Genomic DNA, 14,491 nt, shown 5'->3' on the forward strand with positions numbered 1-14,491 from the left:
TGCTCCCGGCTGGGACCGCCCATTCAAATACGCGGCTGCGGAGTTCCGGGAGACCGGAAACAGGAAGGTGATATGGGAAGGACACTTTGCCGGGATAGAGCGGGAGTATTTCCAGATGGAGAAGCTGGCCAACCTCGACCAGCTTCCGCCCTACGGCTTCAAGGTCTGCTGCTTCCCGATTAAGCTCCTCAAAGCCAGCGCCGCCTGGATAAGGCCGGTGGGTATTGTGCCGGAGGGGTGACAGGGTAGAGGGGGACATTATCCATGCAAATCCATTCCGCTGGTGACTTAAAGTATCGGCTTCCGAACAGTCTGTCGGATTTCCAGATTCGCATGTACATTCATCTGATTAACTGGAAGTGGAAGCACATCACAGAGGAACCAGGGTACTACAGAGGTAGACCGTACGATGCACTGCTCCCATCCAGCTATAAAAAAGAGCATTACCCAATCTACCGCCCCATTAGAGACCGCTTTCTTGAGCACCAGAAGAAGTTTAAATTCAAATCCCACAGGTTTATCGGTCACATGGCAAGCTTTCAGGCCGCCTGTGCAAACCTATTCCTGCCAATTCTGGAAGACCCGATTGTTGCCGTACAGATATTAAGTGTAGTCAAGCCTGATATCAGAAGAGTCGCGATTGAATACCTGGATTCTGGGTATAGGATTGAGTTCTGGGATGAACCGGGAAACATGCTGAATGACCACAATAAAGTTGCCGGCACTGATTCAGATATCGCGATTGCATACTATGACAAACAGGACAACCTGAACCTTTGGCTGATTGAACACAAGTTAACTGAGAAGGAATTCACTACCTGTGGTGGATACAGAAGCAAAGGGAATAAAGCAAAACACAGATGTGATTCAATTCCAGATATATTGAGGGACGCCAACCTGTGCTATTATCATAGTGTCTGCAAATACCGATATTGGCCAATTACTCTTGGGAGTAGTCTATTCAGACAGATTAGAGAAATGGATGGAGAATGCCCGTTCAAAGGAGGGCTGAATCAACTCTGGCGGAACCAGTTACTTGGTTTAGCGGTTGAAAACTCTCCGAAGTGGCCTTTCAAGAAGGTATTCTTCTCCGTTGTATATCACCCGAAGAACGAATCTCTGGTACCGACTATGCGAGAGTTCGGGAACCTCTTCAATCATGACGAAAGGTTCTCCTATTTCACTTCTGATAGACTCCTCGATGCAGCCACAAAAATCGATTCCGCGTCAATTAGCAAATGGCGATCCTGGTACGAAGAGTTGTACTTCTTCTAGCTGCTAGTGTAGTGTCTTACAAATGCCTTTACAGTCCCTGTCATTCTAGCAAGTCTATGAAAAACCCTTTCGACCAATCCCCGTGCGGCCCAGCTGGGCCGCCTCCCCCTTCCGGGCCAGGAAGGGGGGAATATTATACCTGGGGGACACCCCCAGACCCCTGCCATAAGGGGGCGCCCCTCAGAAGGGGCGAAGCCCCTCTGGACTCCCCTTTTTCATCACCCTGTTAGACTCTATCCGGGATACGTGTTTGCCCCCTGGATTCCAGCCTGCGCTGGAATAACATCAACATCCATCATACGTAAAGATATATACGAGACACTACACTAGCTTCCCTTCCACTCTTCTGCCTTCTGCACCAGTTCGCGTGCACTTTCCAGGGAGGTCTGCGTGTAGTCCGGGCCAGCCAGCATCGCTGCCATTTCTTCCAACCGTGCATCCCCATCCAGTGTGTCCAGTCGACTGAGGGTGCGGTCGCCGGAGACCTCCTTACGCACGCGGTGGTGGGAATCAGCGAAGGCGGCAATCTGGGGGAGGTGGGTGACGCAGATAATCTGGTGGTTCCGAGCCAGTGTCCACAATTTCTTGCCGATTACCTCCCCGCTCCGGCCGCCCACGCCGATATCAATCTCGTCGAATACCAGCACCGGTGTATTGTCCACCTCGGAGAGTACCCCTTTCAGAGCCAGCATGAAACGCGACATCTCCCCGGTGGAGGCAATCCGTGCCAGTGGCTTGAGGGGTTCGCCGGGGTTTGTGGAAATGAAGAACTCAACGACGTCGGCGCCAGTGCTGTCGAAGGCGTATGTCCCGCCGTCAGGGAAGGGAATCCCGTCCTCGGCGGGGTGCTGTTCTATACTCACATCGAATTCCACCATCGTCATGTCCAGGGCCTGAAGCTCTTTCCGGACCTCGGTTTTAAGCTGTTCCGCAGCCTGCGAACGTGACCGGGAAAGCTCGGCAGCCATCCGACCCATTTCCTGCTTCAGGCGGGAGCGCGTTTCCTCCAGTTCAACCCGTCGCTGGGAAGAGTGGGAAATGCCTTCCAGGTCCGCGGCTGCTTTTTCCTGGTAGGCCAGCACCTCGGTGATGCTCTGCCCGTACTTTCTTTTCAGGTCCCTGATAAGCTCCAGTCGCGATTCTACCTCTTCCAGTCGCGCGGGGTTGTGTTCCAGGCGGTCGCCGTAGGCACGGAGCTCGCGGGCGGCGTCTTCAAGGCTGTAGAGGGTCGCTTCCAACGACTCAAGCGGCTGCTTCATGCCGGGGTCGAGCTCCGCCAGCTTCTTCATGGCACTGACGGCTTCGCTCAGGGTGTCCGCTGCCGAGGGTCCGGGAACATCATCTCCACGGAGTTTCTGGTAGGCCTCATAGGAGAGCGCCTTCAGTTTCTCGGCGGAGACAAGGATATTCCGCTCCCGCTCCAGTTCTTCATCCTCGCCTTCCCGCAGTTCCGCACGGGTTATCTCGTCTACCTGAAAGCGCAGGAACTCCTCACGGCGGGTCGTTTCCTTTTCATTCTCGATAAGCGTTCTGAGCTCCTGTTCGTCCTGGTGCAGCTCGGCGACTTTCCCGGCGAAGCTGGCCCGGAAGCCGGTGGTGTGGGCGTAGGAGTCCAGGAAATCGAGGTGGCGTTTCTTGTCCAGCAGGGAAAGGTGCTCGCTCTGCCCGTGCACGTCAATCAGGAGGCGGCCAATCTGCTGCAGGATTCCCCGGGGAACTGCGTGTCCGTTTACGCGGATGACGCGCCTTCCCTGACGGCGAAGCTCGCAGTTTATCACCAGGGTCTCTTCGTCGGACGCGATTCCTCTTTCGGCCAGGAGGTCTCTCAGTTGAGCCGCATTCGCGCCTCGACTGAGGGCGAAGACCCCTTCGATTCGGGCGGCATCGGCACCGTGGCGTACGGTCTCTTCATCCGGTTTTGCTCCCAGCAGTGCCTCGACAGCATCGATTACCAGCGACTTACCGGCACCGGTCTCGCCGGTTATCACGTTAAGGCCGGTACTCAGCCGCCAGTTTATCTCGTCGATAATGCCGACATCCCGGACCATCAGTTCCAGCAGCAAAATACCCTCCGGGGTCAGACGCCCCCTGTCTGCGGTGTCCCTATTCTACCATGTCCCGTCAAAACGGGTGGGCTGATTGTGTTGAATCATTTTCTTGACAGTTGAGAAACATGAGTTCTAAGATACCCTATCACTGTAAAAGGAGGTCTCACTTTGCCGACACTTGCTTATGATGATATTCACCAGCACTACGAGGTCTACGGTTCCGGGGAGCCGTTCTTTCTCCATCACGGCCTGACGTCAAGCTGCGAGATGTGGCACCCGCACCTGCCCTGGCTCACACGGAAGTACCAGGTTATCCTTATGGATGCCCGGGGGCATGGTATGACCACTGCCCCTGCGGGGGACGACCACTACTCATGGGAGATAATGGCGGCCGATGTCAACCGCCTGCTCGGACACCTGGGGGTAGAGCGTGCCATTATCGGTGGCCTCTCCATGGGCGGCGGCGTGTCTCTGGCCTTCGCCCTGAACTACCCGCAGAAGGTCAGGGCGCTCCTCCTGTGTGATAGTGCCGGTGTTGGCGTGCGCTCCCCGCAGATGCAGGTAACGCGCGAGCAGATGGACCGACAGATGGAAGAGCGCGAGCGGATTGTGCGTGAATACGGTGTGGTCGAGCAGGGGTACCGCTCGATAACCGCCGGTCTTGCCCCGAAGGCGGTCCTTGAAGACCCCGTACTCCAGGAGGAGTACATAGAGCGCATGTCCCACTTTTCGGTTAACGGCTCTATCTATGCCAGCCGTTTCGTTATGCGGAACGCGGTACAGGGTGTGGAGCGGACCAGAGAGCTGACCATGCCCACGCTCGTCGTTATCGGTGATGAGGACGTTGGGCTGCTTCCTGCCGCGGAGTGGCTGCGCGATATCCTGCCCAACCGGCGCTATGCCCTCCTTGAAGGGGTCGGGCATGCTACCTCACGCTACAAGCCGGAGGCCTGGCGAAAGGCGGTGCTGGACTTCCTTGATGATTTCGAGCAGGGGAAGGACATTCGCGGCGAGGTAACGCTCTAACAGGGGTCTGGAAGCTGCTCTCCAGGCCCCTTCCTTGTGTTCTGGGTTCTGTTGCATTTGGGTGTACTCACCGGAATCATCCCTTTGACAGAGCTGCGATTATGAGGGCGAAAACGGACTCTGACAGTCAGGTGAGAGGCGTGTACCATTATTGCCAAAACAATGAGGGTCGGATGCTTCCTGGCGAGTTGAAATGGGAAATGTCGGTCTAAGAGTATTTCTGTTTTGCACCGAAATGATTTCTTGGTTAAATCAAACGAGTATTGGTTAAAGAAAGAATGTAATCATGATAAATATGACGTGTTACAATACATCCTCATAGATGGTGAATTTAGTGGTACTGTTGTGGGATTTTCTAAAGACGGGCCGTTCATCATAGAAGATACAGTCCTTGATCTGGAGGATACAGAGGCAGATAACAGAAAACAGGGAATTCTTGAAGCTGTCAAGTTCGTGAACAGTACGGCTTTCAGCCCGATAATAAGATACTGTGGTAAGAATCTATAATCAAAATTAGTAGAGGTTTGAAGTGAAAGAGAAGTCTAATAAGGAATGTATAATTGATACAAGATGTGGTCTTAGCTGCGTCAATTGCGTGTTCAGAGAGAGAACCGGGTGCGGTGGTTGTATTGAAACAAACGGACATCCATTTCATGGTGAATGTTCTGTAGCCATCTGTTGTCAGAATAAAGGTTTCCTTCATTGCGGAGAATGCCCGGATATCCCCTGTCAAATGCTGCACGATTATTCCTTTGACCCGCAGCACGGAGATAACCCTCATGGTGCAAGAATTGAACAGTGCAAGAAATGGGGAAAACAAGAAAAGTAATGGTATCTCACGAAAAGCAGAGAATGGTAATATCTTTAAGGTAATCAATGAGGGAAACGTACTTTTCATGGTTAATACGCCTTCTAGCATGCTGCTGAAAAACCCTTTCGACCATCCCCCATGCGGCCCGGATGGAGCGCCTCTCAGAAGAGGCGGGGTTTCTCAGAAGAGGCGGGGCCTTCCCCTTCCTAGCCAGGAAGGAGCCTTCTGCGGAAGAAGGAGCCTTCTGCGGAAGGGGGGAAAGATTATATCCGGGGGACACCGGCAGAATCTGGTTTCGGATTCTGCTAACGTCATTCTGTAAGAATGACGCCCAGACACCCCTGCCAAAGGAGGCTTCGGCCCCTCTCAGAAGAGGGGGCGCCCCTGAGAAGGGGCGGAATCCCTCTGGACTCCCCTTTATCAGCACACTCCTGGAGGTAGGGACACGCTGGCAGACCTGACTTGCCCCCTCCTCGATATATGGTTAAAATATTAAGAGCGAGGCATTTGACCGGAGGTGAGTGTGGGGATAAGACTGTTTACCGAGCCGAAGCTGCACCAGCCGGATATGGTCGTCGGATGGCCCGGTATCGGCAATATCGGCGTTATCACCGTGGATACCCTGCGGCAGGAGACCGGTGCCGAACCGCTGGGGGACATCGAGCCCTGGGACTTCTTCTACCCCAATAAGGTCGTCATCAGGGGTGGTGTGCTGGAGAAGCTGGAGTTCCCCAGCAACAAGTTCTACTACAAGAGGCTCGAGGACAGGGACCTGCTGCTCTTCATTGGTGAAGAACAACCCTCCGAGCGTGGCAGGATGTATGCCGAAGGCGGTAAGGCCTATGAGATGGCCAACCTGGTACTGGACGTGGCCGAGAAGTTCGGCTGCCGGCGAGTCTACACTTCGGGTGCAGCCGTGGCCCTCACCCATCATGAAATGAGGCCAAGAGTCTGGGCTGTGGCTACCGATGACAGGTTGCTGGCTGAGGCGAAGGGCTACATCAACACGGTGCTGATGAGTGAGGCCGAAGGAAGGGGCGACTTTGGTAATATTACCGGCTTGAACGGCCTGCTGACAGGCGTCGCCAGGAAACGTGGCTTTGAGGCTATATGCCTCATGGGTGAGATACCGGACTACCTCTCCCGGGTCCCCTTTCCCTATCCCAGGGCGTCACAGGCTGTTCTGGAGGTACTTGGCTCCGCACTCGGTGTCCCCATTGACCCGAAGGCTCTGGAAAGCATGATTACTCAGATAGAGGGTGTAATCAGCAACGTCTTCCGGCAGTTCCCGCAGGAGGTGCGGGAGAAGATAGACCAGAGAAAACGGGATGTCCAGACCCGGCCGGGCATAATTACGGACGAAGAAGAGCGATGGCTCAAAGAGCATATCGATGATTTATTCCAGCGGGGAGAAAAGGGGCAATGACGGACCCTGTTCAGTTCTCTTCCAGACCTGAGCTACGGAATCCCACTCTGGTGGCTGCCTGGTCCATGGACGCCGCCGGACTGGGGTTTTCGGTGACTGACTACCTGGTCGGTAAACTGGGCGGGCAACCGTTCTGCCACATTGAACCGGTGGATTTCTTTGCCCTGGGGGGAGTGACAATCGACAATGACCTGGTCCAGTTTCCCGAGAGCAGATTCTACGCCTGTCCTGAGAAGGACCTGGTGCTGTTTCAGAGCACCCCTCCCAGCCACGAATGGTACCGTTTCATGAATCTGGTTCTGGACGTAGCCCGGGACTACTGCCATGTCAGGGAGTTCTACACCGTGGGCAGCATGGTTGCTCTGGGGCCCCATTCCGCCCCCCGCCAGTTCTTCGCTACCGTCAGTTCCCGCGAGTTGAAGGAGGAACTGGCTCCCTACGGGCTTACCAGGGAAGTGAACTACGAGACTCCTCCCGGAGGGAGACCGACGCTTAATTCCTTTTTCCTGTGGGCTGCGAGAAGGAGGAATATCCCCGGGGCGAATCTCTGGGTACCCGTTCCTTTCTACCTGGTGTCCTCTGATGACCCCGCGGCCTGTAAGAAGGTCCTCGAATTCCTCAATCACAGGCTGGGGCTGGGTCTGGACCTGAGCGACCTTGATGAAGAGGCCAGGGCGCTGGACGAGAGAATCGACCGGATAAGGGCATCGTCTCCAGATGTGGATAGATACATCCGCAAGCTGGAGAACAATGAAGGGCTTGCCGAGGGCGAAGGGGAGAAGCTGGCCAAAGAGGTTGAGGAGTTACTCAGGGAGGAGGAAGGCTAAGTGTGGAGTCACCGGTCCGGCGCTCACTCTGCTTCCTCCGTCTTCTCTTCCTGTGAAGAGCGGTCGCGCAGCCAGCGGTGAATCGCATCCAGTGCCGGTGGCGCTACGCTGAACACCTCTATGTCCTGGGGAAACTGCACCGGGTGTCCTTCGCGGATAAAGAGTATCCCCACCTCGTCATCTCCGAGGGTCTCGTCTATCCGTAGGGAAATGTGTTCGTATCGTTTCTTTGAAGTCTCGCGGTAGAACCCGGCGACCTTCTCTGCCGCACTGCGACTGAGGAAACCGAGCAGCAGACACCGTTCCCAGTCAAGGCATTCGTCGGCCAGTTCAAGCTGCTCGGTTGCCTCCACAAGAGCGCCGTCCTGGCACTTCTCTCTGGCAATCCGGTGGCTGGGCGGGCTCAGTTGCTCCATGATATTAAGGCCTTCCTCGCCACCGAGACCAATTGACTCGTGATAGATATGCCGGACTTCTCCTATCTTCAACTCCTGGTTGGTAATCTGCTCACTCACCTGCTGCCAGTAAAGTTCGAACCTCTCCACGTAGTCCGGTGGAGAGTCTTTCCCGATATATAGCAGGGGCACAAGGTAGAGCTTTCTCTGTCCCTTGAAGCGTTCCGCCTCGGGTTTCTCTATCTTACCCAGTTCTTCGGTCATTCCTCGTCTTCCTCCCGGTTGTCGTGCTTACGCCGAAGTGGCGACACCACTTCGGGCACGTCTGTCCTAGATTTTACCGCCTGCTGCTGCCCACCGCAACTCTGGTAGAAGTGTCTCGCGGGCTGAGATTGCGCGGAGTTGGATTCAGTCCCGCGTCTCGACTCTCTATGAGATTCTTCCTCGCGGTGCTCGTCAGAATGACAGAAGGGAAGTGACTTGCGGGGAAAAACCATTAACATACAGGTTGCCAAACCAGGGGTAGTAGGATACACTGGAATTATGCTGTACATGAGCACTTCCGGATTTAGTCATGCCGACTGGGCAGGACATTTCTACCCGCCGGGCCTTCCCGAGCGCGAGCGGCTCGTCTACTATGCGCGGGAGTTCAATACCTGTGAGGTGAACTCAACCTACTATGCCATACCGCGACCGTCTAACCTGAAGGCGATGGCGGATAAGACCTTTGTCTTCGTCAATAATCACTGGCAGGCACGGGCGATAAATACCATCCGGCAGTTGCGTCTCATGCTGGATTGACGCCGGTCTCGGCAGGCCGGCATAATTGACACCATACTATTGTCCTTTGAGCAACACTTGAGTATAATAACATATCTGCAACCATCATCGCTTAGTCCATGCAACTCATATGAGTCCTGCGGCTGGGCGTGAGGAGGCCAATATTGGCTGGCGAATATAAGGCACTTCGCACTCGTCTGGTAAAGGACCAGAAACGTTTTCTTGAAGAGCTGGAGCAATTGAGGGCTGCCGCCCAGCCGACCGAGGAAAGGCGAGAGGGGAGTCCTTTCGGCAAGCGGGAGGAGGAGGCTACGGAAAGCCTTGAGCTGGAACGACGGCTGGCCCTGGAGAAACAGATACGGGAGCAATTGAACGAGGTGGAGGCAGCTCTGCAGAAGTTCGAGAAGGATACGTACGGGCTATGCGAGGATTGCGGCAAGCCCATAGACATAGAGCGACTCGAAGCGCTTCCTCAGGCCAAGCTATGTCTGGACTGTAAGGCTCTTCAGGCAAAGAATGCAAAAGGCAGATTCTCTCCTGGGTAGCTGGCGGGGGCCGGTTCTTTTCTTCACTGTCTCACTGATAGTGGCCGCGGACCAACTCACCAAGGCCTGGGTGACTTCCTTCGATGTCGGTGAGGTTATATTCAAGCTGGGTTTCTTCCGGCTGGTGCATGTCCAGAATACCGGGGCTGCTTTCGGCATATTCCAGGGCCAGTCCTTCATTCTGACCATAGTTGCCGTTATCGGAATCATTGTTCTCCTGTTCCTGGTGTTTTTCCTGCGTCGCAGCTACCCGTTTCTGGCGGGAATGACCAACATAGTAGCTTTCAGCCTGATGCTGGGGGGCACTACGGGGAACCTGATTGACCGGCTCAGACAGGAAGGCCGCGTTACCGATTTCCTTGATGTCGGCTTTTGGCCGGCTTTCAACGTTGCCGATTCGGCGATAGTGGTCGGTGTTATTATTGTTGCCTATTCACTGGTGCGCCTGACCAGGGCAGAGAAACAGTAGGCACGGGCAGACTGGTGTGCCCAAAGGGGTAAGGTTGAGCACTGGAACCGCAGTGTACCGCTTCACCGTTGAAAGACCGGGTGTTCGCCTTGATAAGTACGTGGCTGAGAACTGCCCGGAGCTATCCCGGACACAGGCTCAGAAGCTCATTCCCGATGGCCATATCACCGTCAATGATGTCGTGGCCAGGGCGGGTCTCAAGCTGAACACCGGAGACCGGATAACGGTAAGCATTCCCCTGGAAGAGCCCGGTACCTTACTACCGGAGTCCATCCCCTTCGGTATCCTCTACGAGGATAGTGACGTGCTCGTTATTGATAAGCCTGCCGGACTGCCGGTACACCCGGCACCGGGACACCCCGGCCATACCCTGGTGAACGGGCTTCTGGCTTATCTTTCTACCTTGCCGGATACCGGCGACGCACTTAGGCCGGGAATCGTACATAGGCTGGATATGGATACCTCCGGAGTGATGCTGGTGGCCAAGAACCGGGCGGCCCATGCTAATCTGTCGGAGCAGTTCAAGTCCCGTTCGGTAGCCAAGGTCTACCTGGCGCTGGTCAGGGGGCGTCTTTCCCCGGAAGATGGCGCCATCGAAGCGCCGATTGGGCGCGACCCCCGCAACCGCAAGCGTATGGCGGTAGTTACCGAGAACTGCGGTCGGCCAGCACGTACCGGATATCACGTGGTCAGGTACATTGACAGCTATACGCTCCTTGAGGTGGCGCTGGAGACCGGGCGTACCCACCAGATTCGGGTCCACCTGGCTGCCATCGGTCATTCGGTGGTGGGAGACACGACCTATGGGGTGTCCTCACCATACCTATCACGGCAATTCCTGCACTCATTTCGCCTCGGTTTCTGCCTGCCGGGTACCGGGGAGCACGTGGAGTTTGAATCCGGACTGCCGGCCGACCTGCAGCAGGCGCTGGAGGATATCGGCTAGAGTTTTAACCCGTAAGGTGGTAGAATTGGGCGTAGCAGGTGATGCCGCATGGGTGCCTTCTGTTCCCACTCTCACCAAGGAAAGGTGCTGCCCCGGCAATGCTGGAGGTTAGAACATGAATTTATCCAGGCAGATAACAAGTGAGAGCTATACCGTTGACTACGCCGGTTTCTGGATAAGACTGCTGGCTTTTATCATTGACGGTGCTATCCTGGGAGCGGTCATCTGGGTCTTCAACGGTCTCTGGCCGCTGGCCTTCGGTCGTGGCTGGATGGGTGGTTTGGGGGACGTTGCAATTTCCTCCGGGGAAGCGGACGCATTATACTGGACCCTGCAGTTTCTGATTCCGTTCCTGATGATTGTTGCCTATTTCATTTGCTTCTGGGGCTGGCGGGGTCAGACCCCGGGGAAGATGGCCATGAAAATCAAGATAGTCCGTTTCACCGGCGAGAATACTGACTGGGGTGATGCGGTGATGCGGTTTCTCGGTTTCATTATATCCGTCCTGTTTGTCTTTATCGGCAACTTCTGGATTGCCTTTGACAGCCGGAGACAGGGCTGGCATGACAAGATAGCCGGGACTTACGTCATCAGAGCTCGCCCTAAATAATGTCGCTAGCAATGCCGTGACTGATACCAGTACCTGAAGCCATCGGCTGGCCCTGTGGAGAAAGCCTATGAGTCCAACGGTCAGGACACGTTTTGCCCCCAGTCCCACCGGTTACCCCCATGTGGGCAATATGAGGTCCGCCCTGTTCGCCTGGCTCTTTGCCCGGCACAATGGTGGCGTCTTCATCATCCGCATCGAGGATACCGATGTCGCCCGCAAGGTAGAGGGTGCCGTTGAGGGTATTCTTGATGGTCTGCGCTGGCTGGGGCTGGACTGGGACGAAGGGCCGGAGGCAGGTGGCGACTACGGTCCATACTTCCAATCACAGCGTCTGGAGCTGTACCAGGAGGCTGCCCGGCGACTTGTGTCCCAGGGCGATGCTTACTACTGCTACTGCAGCCCGGAGCGCCTGGAGGAGATGCGTGCTGACCAGACCCGGCGCAAGCAGCCGCCGGGCTATGACCGCCACTGCCGTGAGTTGAGCCAGGAGGAGAGGAGAAAGAAGGAGGAAGAAGGCATCACGCCGGTGGTGCGCTTCAAAACGCCCCTCACCGGGGAAACCCGGTTCCACGATATCATCTGGGGAGACAGTGTATTCAAGAACTCCACTCTGGACGACATGGTACTGTTGAAGTCGGACGGCTATCCGACCTACCACCTGGCCAACATCGTCGACGACCACGCTATGGAGATAACCCACGTGCTCCGTGCCGAGGAGTGGCTTTCCAGCACGCCGCGTCACGTCCTGCTCTACGATGCCATGGGCTATCAGCCGCCGGGATTTGCCCACCTGCCGATGCTCCTCGGGTCGGACCGTTCCAAGCTGGGTAAACGACACGGAGCGGTCTCGATAACCGACTATCGGGAGCAGGGCTACCTGCCGGAAGCGATGATGAACTTCCTCGCCCTGCTGGGCTGGTCACTGGACGACAGGACGGAGCTGATGTCCCGGCAGGACCTCATCGACAACTTCAGCCTGGAGCGGGTCAGTAAAACGGCAGCAATCTTCAACCCGGAGAAGCTGGAGTGGATGAATGGTGTCTACATCCGTAATTTAAGTCCCGAGGACTTCCTGGGGCGGGCTCTGCAATCTCTGGAAGAAGGGCTGCCGTCCGAGGCAGAGCGTCCACTTTCGATTGACTACGTCCGGCAGATTACGCCTCTTGTCCAGGAACGAGTCAAGACACTCGTTGAGGTACCTTTACTGACACGGTTCTTCTTCGTGGACTGCCTGGAGTACGATGTTACCCTGCTTATTCCCAAGAATATGAACGCTGAATCAACCCGCCGTGCTCTGGAGGTCTCCCGGCAACAGCTGGAGGGACTGGCTTCCTTTGACGCCGAATCGCTGGAAGGACTGCTCAGACCCCTGGCGGTGGAGATGGAACTGAAGACCGGGCAGCTTTTCGGTGCATTAAGGACGGCGGTTACCGGACAGAAGGCGGCACCACCCCTGTTTGAGACGATGGCCGTACTCGGCAGGGAGACGTGCCTGGTGCGGATTGAGCAGGCGCTGGGTAAGCTGTAATATCCCGCAAAAAGACCACCTTCGGCTTCATACGACCCTGGAGGATGTCTGGTAGGATGGGGGACAGGGAAATGGAGCGGGCATTATCAGAGCAGTGCGGTTCCAAAGGGATGCTGATGGAACCACCGTATGTTGCCCTTTACCATTCGGGTGAGCTGAAACGCCGTGCCGAGGCACTTGAGGCCCGCCTTTCCTCGTGCGATATCTGCCCCAGGGAATGCGGCGTCAATCGTCTCGAAGGTGAGCGAGGGTTCTGTCGTTCCGGGCGTCTCCCCCTGGTGGCGACCGTCTGCAGCCACCACGGCGAGGAGCCGGTCATTTCGGGAAGCCGGGGGTCCGGGACGGTATTCTTTGGCAACTGCAATCTCCGGTGTGTCTACTGTCAGAACCACCAGATAAGCCAGGACCGGACCGGACGGCGCTCTGTTGAGATGGACTGCCATGTCCTGGCGGAGCGTTTAATTTACCTTCAGGACGAGCTAAGGTGCCACAACATCAACTTCGTTTCCCCGTCCCACTTCGTTCCGCAGTTGGTTCGGGCAGTCCTCGAGGCGGTGCCAATGGGACTGAGGCTGCCGCTGGTCTACAACAGCAGTGGCTATGATTCGGTCCGGTCTCTGAGAGAGCTGGAGGGGATAGTGTGTGTCTACCTGCCGGACCTCAGGTACGCCTCGGACCGGTGGGCCTGGAGGCTTTCCAGGGCAAAGCGATACGTGTATCACGCTCGCGCCGCCATCCTGGAGATGTACCGGCAGGCGGGTAATCTTGTGCTGGATGAGGAAGGACTGGCCTGGCAGGGCCTGATTGTCCGCCACCTCGTGCTGCCCGATGGGCTGGCCGGGAGTGAGGAATCGCTCACGTGGCTGGTCAATGAGGTCTCCCCACAGGTCACGGTGAGCATTATGTCGCAGTACTACCCGGCAAATCGTGCTTCACGTATACCTGCGCTGGCACGAACTCTACGGGGGTCGGAGTACGCGGAAGTCATCGAGATAATCGATAGTCTGGGGATGGAGAATGGCTGGATACAGGAAATGGGGGCGGCGGACAGCTATCTGCCGGACTTCAAGCGTGAGGGACACCCATTTGTATCGCCAGGGGCAGAGTCAACCTGAGTACCGGGGACAAGTCGCCACCTGTATTTCGCTGGACTTATCCCGCAAAGCATATGTAAATAGAGAAAAAAGGGCAATACTTCTGCTTACATTGTGGTCAGACTGTGTAAAACCAGACAGCCGCTATGGTAAGGAGGTCAGGAAATGATGAGGGTATCTCTGGCGTTTATAAAACGTGTGGGTCGTAAATTGAGGGGGCACTTTCTCGCTGGTATCTTTATCACTTTTCCGCTTGGTCTCACCGTATGGGCATTTGTCTGGGCTTTCAACGAGATTGACGGCTGGCTACAGCCGATTATCGAGCGCATATTCGGATACACGATTCCCGGGGTCGGTTTTGGTTTTACCGTGGTGGTCATCTATTTGATAGGGGTGATTGCCAGCAACGTTATCGGACGGAGACTGATAGGTTATGGTGAAACGGTAATGGGGAGGATACCGCTATTTCGCTACCTGTACAATGGTACCAGGCAGATTCTACAGAGCTTCTCCACACCCGATGCCACGGGATTCATGCAGGTGGTCCTTGCCGAGTTCCCCAGGAAGGGCACCAGGACAATCGGTTTTATCACCAATGAAGTGTCTGACGAATCCGGCCGGAAGCTGCTTAACGTCTTCATACCGACTGCTCCGAACCCGACCTCCGGTTTCCTGCAGATACTACGAGAAGAGGAGATTATCCGGACCGAC

General features: G+C 55.7%; 16 protein-coding genes. 14 read left to right on the forward strand and 2 right to left on the reverse strand.

The window, feature by feature from the left end; translation table 11 throughout:
• Window positions 1-241: hypothetical protein (locus VMW13_01505; GenBank protein HUV43484.1), on the forward strand; the 241-nt coding region annotated here is incomplete at its 5' end.
• A 92-nt stretch (window positions 242-333) separates the two neighbouring features.
• Complete coding sequence (locus tag VMW13_01510) at window positions 334-1,275, forward strand: hypothetical protein (protein ID HUV43485.1); 942 nt, start codon at window positions 334-336, stop codon at window positions 1,273-1,275.
• Window positions 1,276-1,601: 326 nt separating this feature from the next.
• On the opposite strand, the gene recN is transcribed toward VMW13_01510, so the two are convergent.
• The gene (gene recN / locus VMW13_01515) at window positions 1,602-3,338 is read right to left on the reverse strand and encodes a DNA repair protein RecN (protein HUV43486.1); all 1,737 of its coding nucleotides are present in this window, start codon (window positions 3,336-3,338) and stop codon (window positions 1,602-1,604) included.
• Window positions 3,339-3,491: 153 nt separating this feature from the next.
• On the opposite strand from recN, the gene VMW13_01520 reads away from it, so the two are divergent.
• From VMW13_01520 to VMW13_01535, 4 genes are all read left to right on the forward strand, one after another.
• Window positions 3,492-4,349: an alpha/beta hydrolase gene (locus VMW13_01520; protein HUV43487.1), complete on the forward strand. Its 858-nt coding sequence runs from the start codon at window positions 3,492-3,494 to the stop codon at window positions 4,347-4,349.
• Window positions 4,350-4,574: 225 nt separating this feature from the next.
• A complete protein-coding gene (locus tag VMW13_01525; protein HUV43488.1) occupies window positions 4,575-4,856 on the forward strand; it encodes a hypothetical protein in 282 nt (93 codons plus the stop codon).
• 827 nt (window positions 4,857-5,683) lie between these two features.
• Window positions 5,684-6,586, forward strand: coding sequence for a PAC2 family protein (locus tag VMW13_01530; GenBank protein HUV43489.1), 903 nt, complete (start codon window positions 5,684-5,686; stop codon window positions 6,584-6,586).
• The gene (locus tag VMW13_01535; GenBank protein HUV43490.1) at window positions 6,583-7,413 is read left to right on the forward strand and encodes a PAC2 family protein; all 831 of its coding nucleotides are present in this window, start codon (window positions 6,583-6,585) and stop codon (window positions 7,411-7,413) included. The genes VMW13_01530 and VMW13_01535 overlap by 4 nt, the downstream gene beginning before the upstream one ends.
• Before the next feature lie 23 nt (window positions 7,414-7,436).
• Here the strand turns inward: VMW13_01535 and VMW13_01540 are convergent, their stop codons facing one another.
• A complete protein-coding gene (locus VMW13_01540) occupies window positions 7,437-8,072 on the reverse strand; it encodes a hypothetical protein (GenBank protein ID HUV43491.1) in 636 nt (211 codons plus the stop codon).
• A gap of 279 nt (window positions 8,073-8,351) precedes the next feature.
• On the opposite strand from VMW13_01540, the gene VMW13_01545 reads away from it, so the two are divergent.
• The 8 genes from VMW13_01545 to VMW13_01580 all read left to right on the forward strand — a co-directional run.
• Window positions 8,352-8,609 carry a DUF72 domain-containing protein gene (locus VMW13_01545; GenBank protein ID HUV43492.1) on the forward strand — a complete coding sequence of 86 codons (258 nt, stop codon included), beginning with the start codon at window positions 8,352-8,354 and terminating at the stop codon, window positions 8,607-8,609.
• Window positions 8,610-8,752: 143 nt separating this feature from the next.
• A complete protein-coding gene (locus VMW13_01550; protein HUV43493.1) occupies window positions 8,753-9,133 on the forward strand; it encodes a TraR/DksA C4-type zinc finger protein in 381 nt (126 codons plus the stop codon).
• Window positions 9,105-9,602, forward strand: a complete 498-nt coding sequence (lspA, locus tag VMW13_01555; protein ID HUV43494.1) for a signal peptidase II — start codon at window positions 9,105-9,107, stop codon at window positions 9,600-9,602. The genes VMW13_01550 and lspA overlap by 29 nt, the downstream gene beginning before the upstream one ends.
• Window positions 9,603-9,636: 34 nt before the next feature.
• Window positions 9,637-10,548: an RluA family pseudouridine synthase gene (locus VMW13_01560; GenBank protein HUV43495.1), complete on the forward strand. Its 912-nt coding sequence runs from the start codon at window positions 9,637-9,639 to the stop codon at window positions 10,546-10,548.
• A 115-nt stretch (window positions 10,549-10,663) separates the two neighbouring features.
• Window positions 10,664-11,158 (forward strand): RDD family protein, encoded by a 495-nt coding sequence (locus tag VMW13_01565; GenBank protein HUV43496.1) that lies wholly within the window; start codon window positions 10,664-10,666, stop codon window positions 11,156-11,158.
• Window positions 11,159-11,225: 67 nt separating this feature from the next.
• Window positions 11,226-12,686, forward strand: a complete 1,461-nt coding sequence (gltX, locus tag VMW13_01570) for a glutamate--tRNA ligase (GenBank protein ID HUV43497.1) — start codon at window positions 11,226-11,228, stop codon at window positions 12,684-12,686.
• Window positions 12,687-12,742: 56 nt separating this feature from the next.
• Entirely contained in the window at window positions 12,743-13,801 is a 1,059-nt protein-coding gene (locus VMW13_01575; GenBank protein HUV43498.1) for a radical SAM protein, read from the forward strand.
• A gap of 144 nt (window positions 13,802-13,945) precedes the next feature.
• Window positions 13,946-14,491, forward strand: a 546-nt coding sequence (locus VMW13_01580) for a DUF502 domain-containing protein (protein HUV43499.1), incomplete at its 3' end; no start/stop codon positions are given.

The sequence above is a fragment of the Dehalococcoidales bacterium genome (assembly GCA_035529395.1).
In the GTDB taxonomy this organism is placed as follows: domain Bacteria; phylum Chloroflexota; class Dehalococcoidia; order Dehalococcoidales; family Fen-1064; genus DUES01.